General features: G+C 40.4%; 13 protein-coding genes. 12 read left to right on the top strand and 1 reads right to left on the bottom strand.

The features are described from left to right. Window positions 1–6: 6 nt before the first annotated feature. The 6 genes from ftsI to ABLB96_RS01130 are packed head-to-tail and all read left to right on the top strand — an operon-like array spanning window position 7 to window position 7088. Window positions 7–1839: a penicillin-binding protein PBP3 gene (gene ftsI / locus ABLB96_RS01155; RefSeq protein ID WP_348895813.1), complete on the top strand. Its 1833-nt coding sequence runs from the start codon at window positions 7–9 to the stop codon at window positions 1837–1839. A gap of 3 nt (window positions 1840–1842) precedes the next feature. After that, complete coding sequence (locus tag ABLB96_RS01150; RefSeq protein ID WP_348895812.1) at window positions 1843–3342, top strand: UDP-N-acetylmuramoyl-L-alanyl-D-glutamate--2,6-diaminopimelate ligase; 1500 nt, start codon at window positions 1843–1845, stop codon at window positions 3340–3342. Window positions 3343–3350: 8 nt separating this feature from the next. Beyond that, window positions 3351–4751, top strand: coding sequence for a UDP-N-acetylmuramoyl-tripeptide--D-alanyl-D-alanine ligase (gene murF, locus ABLB96_RS01145; protein WP_348895811.1), 1401 nt, complete (start codon window positions 3351–3353; stop codon window positions 4749–4751). After that, entirely contained in the window at window positions 4752–5870 is a 1119-nt protein-coding gene (mraY, locus tag ABLB96_RS01140) for a phospho-N-acetylmuramoyl-pentapeptide-transferase (RefSeq protein ID WP_348895810.1), read from the top strand. A 60-nt stretch (window positions 5871–5930) separates the two neighbouring features. Then, window positions 5931–6263, top strand: a complete 333-nt coding sequence (locus tag ABLB96_RS01135) for a hypothetical protein (protein WP_348895809.1) — start codon at window positions 5931–5933, stop codon at window positions 6261–6263. After that, on the top strand, window positions 6264–7088 hold the full coding sequence (locus ABLB96_RS01130) for a putative RNA methyltransferase (RefSeq protein ID WP_348895808.1): 825 nt from the start codon (window positions 6264–6266) through the stop codon (window positions 7086–7088). Between the two features lie 17 nt (window positions 7089–7105). Here the strand turns inward: ABLB96_RS01130 and ponA are convergent, their stop codons facing one another. Next, window positions 7106–9664: a penicillin-binding protein PBP1a gene (gene ponA, locus ABLB96_RS01125; RefSeq protein ID WP_348895807.1), complete on the bottom strand. Its 2559-nt coding sequence runs from the start codon at window positions 9662–9664 to the stop codon at window positions 7106–7108. Window positions 9665–9825: 161 nt separating this feature from the next. On the opposite strand from ponA, the gene ABLB96_RS01120 reads away from it, so the two are divergent. The 6 genes from ABLB96_RS01120 (at window position 9826) to aroK (ending at window position 15570) form a co-directional block, all read left to right on the top strand. Further along, window positions 9826–10884 (top strand): pilus assembly protein PilM, encoded by a 1059-nt coding sequence (locus ABLB96_RS01120; protein ID WP_348895806.1) that lies wholly within the window; start codon window positions 9826–9828, stop codon window positions 10882–10884. Continuing rightward, complete coding sequence (locus tag ABLB96_RS01115; RefSeq protein ID WP_348895805.1) at window positions 10884–11525, top strand: PilN domain-containing protein; 642 nt, start codon at window positions 10884–10886, stop codon at window positions 11523–11525. Before ABLB96_RS01120 ends, ABLB96_RS01115 begins: the two co-directional genes overlap by 1 nt. Further along, on the top strand, window positions 11522–12262 hold the full coding sequence (locus ABLB96_RS01110; RefSeq protein WP_348895804.1) for a type 4a pilus biogenesis protein PilO: 741 nt from the start codon (window positions 11522–11524) through the stop codon (window positions 12260–12262). The genes ABLB96_RS01115 and ABLB96_RS01110 overlap by 4 nt, the downstream gene beginning before the upstream one ends. A gap of 10 nt (window positions 12263–12272) precedes the next feature. After that, window positions 12273–12800 carry a pilus assembly protein PilP gene (locus tag ABLB96_RS01105; RefSeq protein ID WP_348895866.1) on the top strand — a complete coding sequence of 176 codons (528 nt, stop codon included), beginning with the start codon at window positions 12273–12275 and terminating at the stop codon, window positions 12798–12800. A gap of 62 nt (window positions 12801–12862) precedes the next feature. Beyond that, the gene (locus ABLB96_RS01100; protein WP_348895803.1) at window positions 12863–14989 is read left to right on the top strand and encodes a type IV pilus secretin PilQ family protein; all 2127 of its coding nucleotides are present in this window, start codon (window positions 12863–12865) and stop codon (window positions 14987–14989) included. Between the two features lie 11 nt (window positions 14990–15000). Then, window positions 15001–15570, top strand: a complete 570-nt coding sequence (gene aroK, locus ABLB96_RS01095; protein WP_348895802.1) for a shikimate kinase AroK — start codon at window positions 15001–15003, stop codon at window positions 15568–15570. Window positions 15571–15588: the final 18 nt, after the last annotated feature.

Genomic DNA, 15588 nt, shown 5'->3' with positions numbered 1-15588 from the left:
TGCTGTATGGTAGATAAGCGAACAAAGCAAACACGAAAAAAACAGCAGTCTATTTCGGAAAAACCAAGTCTTGCCTTTGATATGTGGCGGTTTTATCTGCTCTGGGCAGTGGTGCTACTGTGTTTTGTGGTATTAATTGCACGTGCATTTTATGTTCAAGTCATTAATAAAGACTTTTTACAAAATAAGGCAAATGCCAATATTTTACGTACTGAACGTATAGAGGCTATGCGTGGGGTGATCAGTGACCGCCATGGCGTACCTTTAGCGATCAGTAGTCCAATCATGAAAATCGTGCTTGATCCGCGTGATTATTTTGATACTAAACATTTATATGATCAAATTACGGCGGAATTAAAAGAAGATCCGAACAACCGTAAGTTAAAACGTCAGTTACCAGATAAAAATTTAAATTTAGATGAGCTTGCCGATGTCGTTGGCGTTGATCGTGCTGATCTTAAGAAACAGATGAATGCACGCCCACGTTCTCGTTATCTGGTTTTGAAAAAAGAAGTACCTCCGCAACAAGCTGACCTTATTATGAAAGGTAACTTCCAAGGGGTCTATGCAGAGAAAACTTACAAACGCTATTACCCACAGCCACAACCGAATGCTCAGATTATTGGCTTGACCAATAGTGATGGTAAAGGTGTTGAAGGCTTGGAAATGCAGCTGAATAAGCAGCTTTCTGGAGTAGATGGTGAACAAAAGGTTATTCGTGATAAGCGTGGTAATCGTTTAAAAGTTTCAGAAGTTATTCGTGAGGGTGAACCAGGCGAAAATATCACGCTCAGTATCGACTCTCGTTTGCAGTACATCATGTATCGTGAATTAACGGCGGCTGGTGTGGCGAACAATGCACGTTCAGCAACAGCAATTGCAGTTGACGTTAAAACTGGTGAAATTCTGGCAATGACCAGTTGGCCATCATATAACCCAAATGATAAGAATGGCTTGTCTAATAAAGATGCTATGCGTAACCGTGGTGCGATCGATATGTTCGAGCCGGGTTCAACCATGAAACCTTTTACAATTTCTGCTGCATTGGAAACAGGCCAATACACACCAAATACGATTGTAAATACATCTCCTGGTTCAATGCGTTTGGGATGGCATACGATTCGTGATACCCATAACTACGGTACCTTGACCGTAAGTGGTGTCATTATTAAATCTTCAAACGTTGGTTCTGCAAAAATTGCATTATCACTTCCGAAACAGACATTGCCGAGCTTCTTTAATCGTGTTGGTTTTGGTAAGCGCTCAGCAGTAAAGTTCCCAGGGGAAAGCTCAGGTTTAGTTTTGCCTGTTAGTAAATTAAATTCTTCGCAAATTGGAACCATGGCATATGGTTATGGTTTAAATGCGACGATTCTCCAGTTGGCCCAAGGTTATGCCATGCTTGCAAATCATGGTGTCAAAATGCCACTGAGCTTGCATAAATTGGACCAACCACCTAAAGGCGAGCAAGTTCTAAATCCAAAAATTGCAGATCAAGTCTTGTTAATGCTTGAACAAGTAACTATGCCTGGCGGTACTGCAAAACAAGCGAATATTCCGGGTTATAGAGTAGGTGGTAAAACAGGTACGGCGCATAAATTGCGTGCCGATGGTAAAGGTTATTCAAATAGTGAATATCGTGCCTTATTTGCTGGTGTCGCACCAATTAGTGATCCACGTTTAGCTGTCATTGTGGTTGTGGAAAATCCGCAAGGTCGTTATTACGGTGGTTTAGTTGCTGCCCCAGTTTTTGCTCGTATTATGCAAGAGTCACTACGTTTAATGAATGTGCCGCTTGATAAACCACTTAATACTCCAGAAAATCCTATTCGCAGGTAAGCTATGACTGTTTCTTTTCAAGAAATTAATCCGATCGAGATTGATGCAAAATGGCCTCAACAGCCATTTCATGGCTTTAGTTTAGATAGTCGTAAAGTTGAAACGGGTCAAATTTTTATTGCTTTGACCAGTTATAGCCAACCTGAAAAAACACGCACATTTGCTGAAACTGCTTTAGCGAATGGGGCATTGGCCGTAATTAGCGAAACTAAATTAGATGTAGCAAATGAATGGGTCTGCCCTGATGTACGTCAGCGTATGGGGGAGTGGCAAAAAGATTATTTGCAGCGAACTGATAGCATTAAGCCTTTACGGATTATTGCTGTAACAGGTACTAATGGTAAAACCACGATTTCTCGTTTAATTGCTGAATTAATTAGTTCGCAACAGCAACGCTGCGCAGTGATGGGAACGACTGGTAATGGTATTTTACCGGACTTAATTCCTTCGACTCATACCACTCTTGATGCTCTTCAATTACAAAAGGCATTGCATGACTATGCTAAGCAAGGGGCAACCTTTGCGTCATTAGAAGCAAGTTCGCATGGCCTTGAACAGGGTCGTCTCAATGGCTCTCATATTGAAATTGCTGTTTATAGTAATTTAAGTCGTGATCATTTGGACTACCATGGCACTTTAGAAGCTTATGCAGAAGCGAAAGCTCGTTTGTTCCAGTTCAGTTCGTTAAAAGTTGCTGTAATTAATCTAGATGATGCACATGCAGATGTAATGATTAATTCAGCGAAGAGTAATCCTGCTCAACCTAAAATTTTGACTTATTCGCTTACTCAAAATACAGCTGATTATTACATTACCGATTTAAATTATAGCCTAGCGGGTGCAACATTTAATTTGGTAAGTCAGCAAGGTTCATTTGCTGTAGAAAGCCCATTATTAGGCCATTTTAATGTTGAAAATTTGATTGCTGCGCTCATTGCGGCAGAGCAAGCAGGTTTTGATTTAAAAGCGTTGACTGGTTTTGTACCCAAACTGATTGGTGCACCGGGCCGAATGCAAGTGATTCGTGATGATGAGCGACTATTTGTTGTTGATTATGCCCATACGCCAGATGCCTTAATTCAAGTGCTTAAAACATTAAAACGTCATGTTTCGAATCAACTTTGGGCCGTTTTCGGATGTGGTGGGGACCGCGACCGTGGTAAACGTCCTTTGATGACGCAAGCAGCTTTAGATGGTGCAAATCCGGTTATTTTGACTTCAGATAACCCAAGAACAGAAGACCCTGAGCAAATTTTTGCTGATATGAAGCAAGGAATAGATTTTTCAGGGCACCGTATGCATGAAATTCATGACCGCCGTGAAGCAATTAAATTTGTTGTAGAGCAAGCTCAAGCTGGTGATGTTGTTGTTATTGCTGGAAAAGGTCATGAAAATTATCAAGAAATTAATGGCGTGCGTCACTGGTTTGATGATGTGGTTGAAGTGCAATCTGCAATTGAGGCACAACATCATACGGTAGATGCTGCTTACCCTGCACAATAGGACAAATTATGCATACTTCAACCACCAGTACCGTGCCTTTGGAACCGTGGACAGCTCAACAATTACAACAGGCAACCCAAGGTTACTGGCATAAAGACCAGATACCTCAAACTGAAATTAAACGTGTTTTGACTGATTCGCGTCATGCAGAAAGTGGGGATGCCTTTTTAGCACTAAAAGGTGAGCGTTTTGATGCGCATGATTTTGTTGCGCAAGTCGCTGCAAATGGTTGCCAAATTGCGATTGTTGAGCGTCCTTTAGATGTTGATATTGCTCAACTTGTGGTTGCTGATACCCGTTTGGCTTTAGGACATCTAGGTGCTTATCGTCGTGAGCAAAACCCACAATTAAAAGTAATTGCTTTGACGGGAAGTAGTGGTAAAACCACCACGAAAGAGATGCTTGGAAGCATATTATCTCGTTTAGCACCTACATTGATCACCCGAGGCAATTTAAATAATGACCTTGGTGTGCCTATGATGTTGCTTGAACTTCGCAAGGAACATCAGTATGCCGTGATGGAACTTGGAGCGAGTCATCAAGGTGAGATTGATTACACATCAAAACTTGTTCAGCCGCATGTAGCGGGTATTTTAAATATTGGTACTGCCCACCTGGGCGAGTTCGGCGGACGTGATGGTATTTGCCGCGCTAAGTCGGAAATCTATCGTCATATTTTGCCGCAGGGCGTTGCTATCGTTCCGCAACAAGATGACTTTACCAATGAGATCCGTGAAGCTGCAAAAGGTTATCAAATCTCTACCTTTGGTACAGGTGGTGATGTCTTTGCAACAGATATCGAGTTATTGCCGCAGTCTGCTAATTTCAAGTTGCATACACCGCAAGGTTCTGGTCTGGTAAGACTGCCTTTTGCTGGTGAGCATAATGTACAAAATGCAACGGCAGCTGTAGCCTTCGCTTTAGCGTTAGGAATAAGCTTAGAAGATATTGTACAAGGTCTGGAACAAGCACAAGGTGCAAAAGGCCGTTTGAACTTTATTCAAAAAGCGCCTTACTTATTTATTGATGACACTTATAACGCTAACCCAACCTCTATGCGTGCTGCGGCACAAGTATTACTTCAACAAAATGGCATTAAAGTCATGGTGATGGGGGATATTGGTGAGTTAGGCGATAGCAGTTGGCAAGAACATCACGATTTAGGTCGTGATCTCGCCGAGCTTCCTTTAGACCATATTATTGCAGTTGGGCAGTTTGCCTCAGCTGCTCTCGAAGGTGCAGGCCTTCATTCTAATAAATTGAAAGCATTTCAGACTCAAGCTGATGCGCTTCCATTTTTAATCAATCTAATCCAAACACATCAACCCCAGTCCATGAGTTTCCTGTTTAAAGGTTCTCGCTTTACTCATATGGAAACGTTGATGGCTGATTTGATGGAGAAACTTTAAATGCTGTTATGGTTGTTTGAACACCTTGCGGGCTATCACAGTTCGTTTCAGGTCGTTCGTTATTTAACATTACGTTCTTTACTCAGTGTATTGACTTCACTGACCATTGGTTTGGTTCTCGGACCGATCATGATTCGTAAATTACAAGCGTTAAAATACGGTCAGGCAGTAAGTTCGTTTGCTCCTGAAAATCATGCCAAAAAAATGGGTACACCAACAATGGGCGGGATTTTAATCCTGCTCTCAATTGGTATTAGTACCTTGTTGTGGGCGGATTTATCTAACCCTTATGTTTGGATTGTGCTTGGTGTAATGGTTGTGTTCGGCGCGGTTGGCTGGGCAGATGACTGGATTAAAATTCGCTATAAAGATAATGCTGGATTACCTGCTCGTAAGAAATTCTTCTGGACTTCTATTGCATCACTTGGTGCTGGTATCGCGTTATATTTAATTGCAACTGAACAATCTAATGCAGAACACACAGCAAATATGCTGGATTTATTGATTCCTTTCTTTAAGAATCTTTCAATTCCACTGTCTATTGTTCCTTTAGGTTTGGCATTTATTGTATTCACTTATTTGGTGATTAACGGTGCGTCTAATGCAGTGAACCTAACAGATGGTTTAGATGGTTTAGCGATTATGCCAGTCGTAATGGTTGCTTCTGGTTTAGGTGTATTTGCTTATTTATCTGGTGACATCCGTTTTGCTAATTATTTGCATATTCCATATGTGAAATACACATCAGAACTTGTTGTAATCTGCTCTGCCATGATTGGTGCAGGCTTGGCATTTCTTTGGTATAACGCACACCCTGCGCAAGTTTTCATGGGCGATGTGGGGGCTTTAGCTCTAGGTGCGATGCTTGGAACAATTGCTGTGATGGTACGCCAAGAAATCGTATTTGCGATTATGGGCGGTGTCTTTGTGATGGAAGCGGTATCTGTATTCTTACAAATCGGTTCGTTACGAATGCGGAATAAGCGTGTATTCTTGATGGCGCCATTGCACCATCACTATGAAAAGCAAGGGTGGAAAGAAACCCAAGTTGTTATTCGTTTCTGGATCATTACGATTATACTGGTGGTTTTAGGCTTAATGACCTTAAAATTGCGCTAGAGATTATTTTGGTATCAATATAAAGCCAGTTTCTACTGGCTTTTTTTATTGGAGAGGTAAATGACAAAAGTTGTTGGGCTAGACCAATTATCTGTGATTAATCAAAAAGTGGTTAGTGATGGGCAAGTATTACCTCAAGTCGTACTCAAAGATGGTAGTCAGGTACAAACTGGAACAGTTGCGACTATGCTGTATAACATTGATTTGTATAATGCGGGACAAAGAGGCCAAATTGAAGAGGAATTAAAACTTGCTGTTCCTACTTTAATCAAAATTGGTTTATTTGATTTGTTTGAAATAGATGAATGGATTTCTGGTACAAACCCAGGGCGTACATTTGTTGGAACACAAGCAAAAGTTTATTTACAACAAAAAGAACAAGAGAATAATTAAGTGACTATGCAAAATTTAATGTGCCCTGTCTGTCGTCAACGACTTGAGTTAGTAAGTAAAACATGGCGATGTGAACAGGGCCATAGCTATGATATTGCGAAACAAGGTTATGTGAACCTGCATGTTGTACAGCACAAACATAGTAAAAATCCGGGTGATACACCAGAGTCAGTTGATGCACGTCGTGCTTTTTTACAGGGTGGGTATTATCAACCTTTACAGCAAGCTGTAGTTGATTTGCTTAAGCAACTTAAAGCCAAAGCTGTACTCGATATTGGTTGTGGTGAGGGATATTACACCAGTGCGATGCAACATGTTGTTGAGCAATGTATTGGTGTGGATATTGCTAAAAATGCAGTACAGCGCGCAGCAAAGTTAAACGACAAAGTGACTTGGGTGGTCGGTACAGGCGCAACTTTGCCTGTGATTGATCAAAGTATGGATGTATGCACAAGCCTTTTTAGTCCGATTCCACAGACAGAAATTTTGCGTGTTTTAAAAGATGATGGCTATTTAATTGTGGTGACTCCCGCAACGGAGCATTTATATGCAATGCGTGAAGTACTCTTTGAACAGGTCAATCCACACACCCCACAAAAGTTTGTTGAACAACTGCAAGATCTATTTGAGTTAAAAGAACAGCAAGTTATAGATGCTCCTTTATTACTTGATCAAGAAGCCCTAAAAAACTTAATTGCTATGACGCCTTATGCTTATAAAGCATCCCCAGAGCGCCGTATGCAGTTAGAGCAGCAACCACATTTGCAAGTTACTGCATCTTTTCAAATTTATCTTTTTCAAAAGCGTAATAAAAAAGCCATCTAACGATGGCTTTTTTATATTTACTCAATTTGATTAATCAAATTTTCTAATTCATCTTTGTCACGCTTCGGCGCTGTGCCTTGTGAAGGCTTCATCGCTGGAGGCGCTGCTTTAGACGGAATTACAATTTCCTCACCAGGCAAATCATCAAAGTCATTGTTGGTGTTCGCTTTCGGTTGTGGTGGCGCAGGACGATAGAGTGGGCGTGCGAGTGGTGGTGCAGCACGATAGGTTTTCTTATCACCTACTTCAGTAACACCTGCTTGTTTGTCGCGAGAAATAGGAGCTTGTGCATCTTTTTCTAAACTAACCCAAGCCGCTGGAGTACCTTTAAGGGATTGATCCATAAAGTTAATCCAGATTGGTAATGCTGCAATACCACCATACTCGCGGCGGCCAAGTGTTGTTGGTTGGTCGAAACCGACCCAAGTAATCGCAACTAATTTGCCATTGAAGCCTGCAAACCAAGCATCTTTTGCATCGTTAGTTGTACCTGTTTTACCACCTAAATCACTACGACCGATTTTAAGCGCAGCACGACCTGTACCATGTTCAATTACATCACGTAAGATATTGGCCATATCATAAGCAGAGCTTGATTTTAAAATACGCTGAGCTTGACGATATTGACTGTTGTTTTTATCAGTCTGTTTAAGGTTAAGCTGTTTAGCTGCCTTTTCTTTTTGCTCTAACTCTTTATTGGTCACTTCTACAACTTGATCATCAGGTGTGGTTGCCTGTGCATCTTGAGTTGTTTCAGGGGCATTAATACATGGAATACACGCATACTCTGGTTTAGCTTCGTAAATGACTTTACCGTATGCATCTTCGATGCGTTGAATAAAGTGAGGTTGAACGCGATAACCGCCGTTTGCAAACGATGCATAACCCGTTGCCATTTGAATTGGTAACACTTGAGGTGTACCTAAAGCAATGGTGTAGTTACGTGGAATTTGGTCTTCTTGTAAACCAAAATCCATAAATAATTGACGAGTACGTTCAATCCCTACAGTTTGTAGAAGTCTTACAGATACAGTATTACGCGACAAGTACAAAGCTCGGCGTAATGGAATCATACCTAAGTAACGACCATCAGAGTTCTTCGGTGTCCATTTGCCAATGGTAATAGGGCTATCGTTGACCATGCTATAAGGGGTCATACCACGCTCTAACGCTAACGCATAGAGGAATGGTTTGATTGTAGAACCCGGCTGACGCCAGCCTTGTAAAGCACGGTTGAATTTTGATTGATAGAAGTTATAACCACCCACAATTGCTTCAATTGAGCCATCATTTGGATTAATTGCAATGAGCTGTCCCTGAACTTTTGGAACTTGGACTAAAGACCATGCAGTTTTAGCGTCATTTGGACGTAAACGTACAATATCTTTTACTTTTACAATTTGAGATGCGCGCGAAGGTGCGGGACCTACGCTATTTGCATTGCGATAGGGATGGGCCCATGACATGCCAGACCATTGCACAGTGACTGTTGAACCATCTTGCATTAAGGCTTCAAAAGAACTGCTATTGACCTTAGTCACTTCTGCTGGATAGGTATTGGCATAGGCTCTAAATTCACTTAAAGGCTTATCGTGAGCTTCAGCACCACGCCAGCCATGACGACGGTCATAAGCTTCAAGCCCATCTTGTACAGATTTTTCTGCAATCGCCTGACGTTTGGCATTAATTGTGGTGTAAACCTTATAGCCTGAGTCAATTGCTTGTTCGCCAAAATGTTTTACAAGCTCTGAACGAACCATTTCACCTGCATATGGATGAATATTATTTAGATCACGGTTCGGCATGCTTAAATTAATCGGTTCAGCAACAGCTTTTTGATATTGTGCTTGAGTAATATAACCGAGCTGTAACATACGGCCTAAAATCCAGTTACGGCGTTCAAGAGCACGCTCAGGGTTAACCACTGGATTATATTTAGATGGTGCTTTTGGTAAGCCGGCAATCATCGCCATTTGGGCAATGCTAAGCTCATTAATACTCTTGTTGTAGTAAATTTTTGCAGCAGCTGCGATACCGTATGCATTTTTACCTAAGAAAATCTTATTTACATAAAGACTTAAGATGTCTTCTTTAGATAAATTCTGCTCAATTTTTCGAGCTAAAAAGATTTCTGTTAGCTTACGTTTTAAGGTTCTTTCTGGGCTTAAATAATAGTTTTTTGCCACCTGCATTGTGATAGTCGAACCACCAGTTTGCACATCAGAACCAGTCACGCTTTCACTTAGCGCACGGCCTAAACCTTTAAAGCTAATACCGCTATGCTCAAAGAAAGATGAATCTTCTGCGGCTAGGAATGCATGAATAAAAGCAGGAGGAATTTGTTTGTATTCAACCGGAATAGAAAGTTTACCACCGTACTCAGCAATAAGTTGATTGTCAGCTGTATAGACTTGCAGTGGTTTTAAAAGCGGTGCTTTCTTTAATGAACTCATTTCCGGAAGGGTTGGGGCAATATAGAGATACATGCCATAAAATCCCATCGGAAGTGAGACTAAGATAATAATAATGATCAAAAAAATTGGACGCACGAAGCCCAAACTGGATAGCTTTTTCATGATAAGTAAGCTTTAATAAGATCGAATACAAACTAATTGTGGTCAGTATAGCCTTTAGACATGCGGATTGTTAGATGAGATATTGTATCCGTGTAAAAATAAAGACCGAGATTATTGGTTTGTAATTTTTTTTGGGGATAAAAAAATAATAGGACAATAGTGTGCTCAGGTTATATCGTAAACCTAATAAGGGGTTAATGGGCGTCGATATTAGTTCGACTTCTGTTAAGTTGTTAGAGCTCTCTGTCAAGAACGGTAAATATTGGGTAGAAAGCTATGCTTTGATGCCTTTACCTGAAAACAGTGTAGTTGAAAAAAATATCTTAAATCCAGAAGCAGTAGCGGAAGCTTTGGAAAGGGCGATGAGTTTAGCAAATCCCCAGACCAGTAATGCTGCAATTGCTGTTCCGACCTCGACGGTGATTCATAAAACCATCGAAATGGATGCAGATATGAGCGACGACGAACGTGAAGTTCAGATTCGCGTTGATGCGGAGCAGTATATACCGTTCCCGTTGGATGAGGTGAGCCTTGATTTTGAGGTTTTGCCTGATCGCCTTGCGAATCCCAATCGTGTAAATGTACTTTTGGTTGCAACAAGAACTGAAAACGTTGAAACACGTGTTGAAGTCCTTGAATTGGCAGATTTAAATCCTAAATTGGCTGATGTCGAAAGTTATGCTGTTGAGCGCGCTTTTAGTGTGTTTGCTGATAGCTTACCCATGGGTGCAAATACCATAGGGATTTTAGATATTGGTCATACTATGACAACACTATCTGTCATGCAAAATGGCAAAATTATTTATACCCGAGAACAAGTTTTCGGTGGTAAACAACTCACGCTTGAAATTCAAAGTCGTTATGGTTTGTCGTTAGAAGAAGCGAGTCGAGCAAAAAAAGATCGCTCTTTACCTGATGACTATGACATCGAAGTTCTAGAGCCATTTTTAGATGCTGTGGTTCAGCAAGCAGCGCGCTCATTACAATTTTTCTTCTCTTCATCTCAGTTTAACGAAATAGACCATATTTTACTGGCAGGCGGCAATGCCAATATTCCGGGCCTTGCGAAGCTTTTACAGCAAAAATTAGGTTATCGTGTCACTATTGCTAACCCGTTTTTACAAATGGGTTTTTCTCCTCAAGTCGATGTTCAAAAAATTGAAAATGATGCTTCATCTTTAATGGTGGCATGTGGCTTGGCTTTAAGGAGTTTTAATTAATGGCAACAATTAATTTACTGCCTTGGCGCGAAGCGCTGAGGGAGCAACGAAAAAAACAATTTATAACTTTATGCTTTGGGGTAGTCGTTTTAGGAATTACAACCGTATTTGGGGGATGGTTTTATTTTGATCAAAAATTAAATGATCAAGAACAGGCAAATCAACTGATTACAAGTACCAATCAAAACCTCGATCAACAATTAAAAGCATTAAACGGTTTACAAGAACAGCGCGATGCCATCATTGAGCGTATGAAGTTGATTCAGGGTTTACAAAGCCAACGCCCAGTAGTCGTAAGACTGGTTGATGAACTTGTTCGAGTTACACCACCAGCAATGTATCTCACTAAGTTTAGCCGAACTGGGGATAAATTTACGATTGAAGGTAAAGCGGAAAGTCCAAATACAGTTGCTGAATTACTTCGTAATCTTGAAGCATCGCCTTGGTATCGTAATGCATTTATGAACTCTTTTTTGGCTACTGAAGAGAAAAAAGATAAGACTGCGAGTTCTCTTCTTCCTAGGGTAGAAGACCACTACGGTAGTTTTGTTGTGACTGTCGATTTGGGGGAAATGGGCGTGACCACAACTGATGATGCTGATAAACCATCCGTAGATAAAAGTGCGGGGGCAGCCAAATGAGTCAAGATGAACTTCAAGAATTGGCATTAGAACAATCAACTGTAAAGAAAAAGAAATTTAATTTCGATAAATTCCTTCAGCAATTTAATACGCTTGATATGAACAACTATGGTAGTTGGCCAATATCTGTAAAAATTACATGCTGGATTTTTATTTTCTTTGCCGTATTGGCTTTGGGTTATTTCGTTGTGATTCAGCCAAAATTACAAGCTATTGATAATGCTCAAGCGCAAGAAAGTAATTTATTAAATGAATTTCGAGAAAAAGATTCGAAATTACGTAACTTACAGCAGTACCAAGCGCAGCTTCAAGAAATGCAGGCAAATTTCAATCAGCAATTAGAGCAGTTGCCAAAAGAAACAGAGATTCCTAGTTTAGTTGAAGATATCAACTTAACAGGCGTTAATTCTGGATTGAAATTTAAGAATATCCGTCTAGAAAATGAAGTAAAACAGGAAATCTTTATTGAGCAACCGATTGCCATAGAGGCAACTGGCGATTATCACGCCTTTGGTGCTTTCGTAAGTAGTATCGCTGCTTTACCACGTATTGTGACCATGCATGATTTTGTTGTGGAAGCTGCTCCTGATAAAGACAGTAAATCAGATATTCCTGTACTAAATTACTCTATTAAAGCGAAAACGTATCGCTATGTAGAAGTAACAGACGCACCGGCAAAACCGGCCAAGGCGCCAGCATCACCTGCTCCAACGAGCACTAATGCTCAGCCGAAATAGGAGAGTTATGATGAAAATTAAGAAAATTACTCTTTGTATTTTGGCTTGTGCTGCTCTTGTGGGATGTGATTCACGCATTGATGCTGTTAATCAACAAATGGCAAATATCCGGAATCAACCACCGTTGCCTATTGAGCCGGCTCCGATTTTTACGCCAGTGCCACAATTTAATTATGCAGCGCATCAATTAAAAAGCCCATTTATGCCAAGTTCTCTTGCTGCTGAACTTAAAATTATGGCGGGGAAACGGGTTTATCCGAATTTCTCACGTGCTCCTCAGCCATTAGAAAGTTATGCACTTGAAGCTTTAAATATGAAGGGAAGCATGCGTAATAATAGTGGCCAAATATTGGCTCTTATTCAGACACCAGATCATCAAGTTGAACGAGTGCAAGTGGGTAATTATATGGGTATGAATCAAGGCCGTATTACCCATATTAGTCCGACCCAAATTGATCTGGTCGAGATCGTACCAGATGGTCGAGAAGGCTATGTTGAGAGACCGAGAACATTGGTCCTGATTGGGCCTGCACCCTAAGACCTAGGGAATAACAACGAAAAAGTATTTTTAAAGATTATTTAATTGGGGATGGTCAGACAATGAATCAGGTATTCCGTCAGTTTTCTATGGGGGCTGTAGCGATTGCAATTATGCAGGCTGCATCTGCACAGGTCAGCATGACCAATATTGTACCAATGCAAATTGCAGGTCAGGGCACAGAAATTAGAGTTATGTTTAATGGCTTGCCACCACAACCACAAGCTTATCAACTTGAAAATCCTTCGCGTTTAATTCTGGATTTTGATAAGACACAGCAAGGTTTTAAACAATCTAAAATTGCTGTTACAACCAATGAAGCAAGTTCAGTTGATATCACCTCAGATGACCAGCGCTCACGTTTGACTGTAAATCTAAAGGATGCCGGTGCATTTACAACGCGTGTAGAAGGCAATACCTTTATTTTAAAAATCAATTCGGTTCAAACCAGTAACAAGCCTATACCAGTTGCTCAAGTACAGCCACAAGGCGTTTCAAATATTGGTTTTCAACGCGGTAGTCAGGGTGAGGGATTAGTTGTTGTAGACCTTTTAGGAAGTAATACTCCTGTAGATGTTCAACAGCAAGGCAGTAAAGTTGTTATAAAAACTTTAGGCACGAAAATTCCTACACATTTAGCGCGCCGTTTAAATGTGAATGATTTTGCGACTCCCGTTTCAAGTGTTGATGCTTATAATGATAAAGGCACGGGTGTGATTACGATTCAGTCATCTGGTAGCTATGAATATATGGCATATCAGGCTGAAAATAAGTTAACAATCAGTCTTAAGCGCCCACAAGATAAGAATGTAACATCTTTATATAAAACACCAAATTACTCTGGGAATAAACTTTCACTAGACTTTCAAGATATTGAAGTGCGCCGTGTTTTACAGTTACTTGCTGATTTTACAGGCATTAATATGGTGGCGGCTGATAGTGTGCAGGGTAATATCACATTACGTTTAAAAGATGTACCTTGGGATCAAGCACTCGATATTATTTTAAAAACTAAGAATCTTGATAAACGCCGTAATGGAAATGTGATCTGGATTGCTCCAGTTGCGGAGTTAATTAAAGCAGAGGATGATCAGGCAAAAGCTTTAGCACAAACTATTAAGTTGGCACCGATCCAAACAGATTATATCCGTATGAGTTATGCGAAAGCTGTTGATGTACTTAAGTTAATCGAAGATTCTCGTGATGCAAAAGGGGCAGCTGCAAACCGTACTACCAATTCAGATGCTCTTGCTTTAGAAAGTTTGTTAAGCTCTCGTGGTAGCGCGGTTGCTGATACACGCACTAATACCTTGATTGTAAATGATACAGCACAAAATATTGATAAAGTTCGTAAAATGATTGAGTTGCTTGATGTACAAGTCAAACAGGTTATGGTTGAGGCACGTATTGTTAGAGCTTCTACCTCATTTACAAAAGAACTTGGGGTAAAGTGGGGTATTCTTTCGCAAGGTATTACCAATAATAAAAATTTATTGGTTGGTGGTAGTGAAACAACCTTGTGGAACTTACGTGACCCTAAAAAAGATGAAACTACTGGGGGGTATAAGTATACGATTGAGCGTCCAGACAACTTAAACGTAGATTTAGGCGTGTCTAATCCAGCGGGAAGTATTGCCTTTGGTCTCATTAGTATGTCTGACTTTATGTTGGATCTAGAGCTTTCGGCTTTACAGGCTGATGGCTATGGTGAAGTTATTTCGACTCCAAAAGTGATGACTGCTGATAAGCAAACTGCGAAAGTTGCTACGGGTCAACAAGTTCCTTATCTAATGACAACCACTTCTGGTGCTGGTTCTACAGCAACGACATCATTTAAAGATGCGCTCTTAAGTCTTGATGTTACACCAAGCATTACACCTGATGGTAAGATTCAAATGAAATTAGATATTTCTAAGGACTCTGTAGCGGGTGAAGCACCGAATGGTGAATTAATTCTGAATAAGAATAATATTAATACCAATGTGCTAGTTGATAATGGAGAAACCGTCATTTTAGGTGGTGTATTTGAGCAAACAACGACGAACACCCAAACTAAAGTTCCTTTCTTTGGTGATATTCCTTTAGTCGGTCGTTTATTTAGAAAAGATGTAAAGTCTGATGATAAACAAGAGTTATTGATTTTCGTAACACCACGAATTGTTAATGACACTTTAGCGAGAAATCATTAATATATTTTTTAATGAAAGCAATTGAAATAGGTGGCGCCTTGCCAAGCAAAGCGTTTGAAACCCTACCAAATATTTATTTGGTAGGGCCCATGGGGGCAGGAAAAACAACCGTTGGACGTCATTTAGCAGAACTATTAGGGCGTGAATTTTTAGATAGTGATCATGAAATTGAGCGCAAGACAGGGGCGACTATTCCTTGGATTTTTGAAAAAGAAGGAGAAGTGGGGTTCCGTACTCGTGAAACAGTGGTTTTAAATGAGCTGACTTCACGTAGAGCATTGGTGTTAGCAACTGGTGGTGGCGCAATTACTCAAGCACCTAACCGAGAATTTTTAAAACAACGTGGAATCGTTGTTTATCTTTATACTCCTGTTGAATTACAACTACAAAGAACTTATCGCGATAAAAACAGACCTTTATTACAAGTTGAAAATCCTGAACAGAAATTACGGGATTTATTAAAGATCAGAGATCCTTTATATCGTGAAGTTGCACACTATACGATTGAAACTAATCAAGGTGCTGCACGTGATCTTGCACAAAAGATTTTGCAACTTATTCTATCGAACAAGTTAAAATAGACGAACTGACTAGTGGTT

This window comes from Acinetobacter sp. XH1741 (assembly GCF_041021895.1).
Lineage (GTDB): Bacteria > Pseudomonadota > Gammaproteobacteria > Pseudomonadales > Moraxellaceae > Acinetobacter.
Note: the sequence above shows the minus strand (reverse complement) of the source record. Positions and strands in the feature narration are given on the sequence as shown.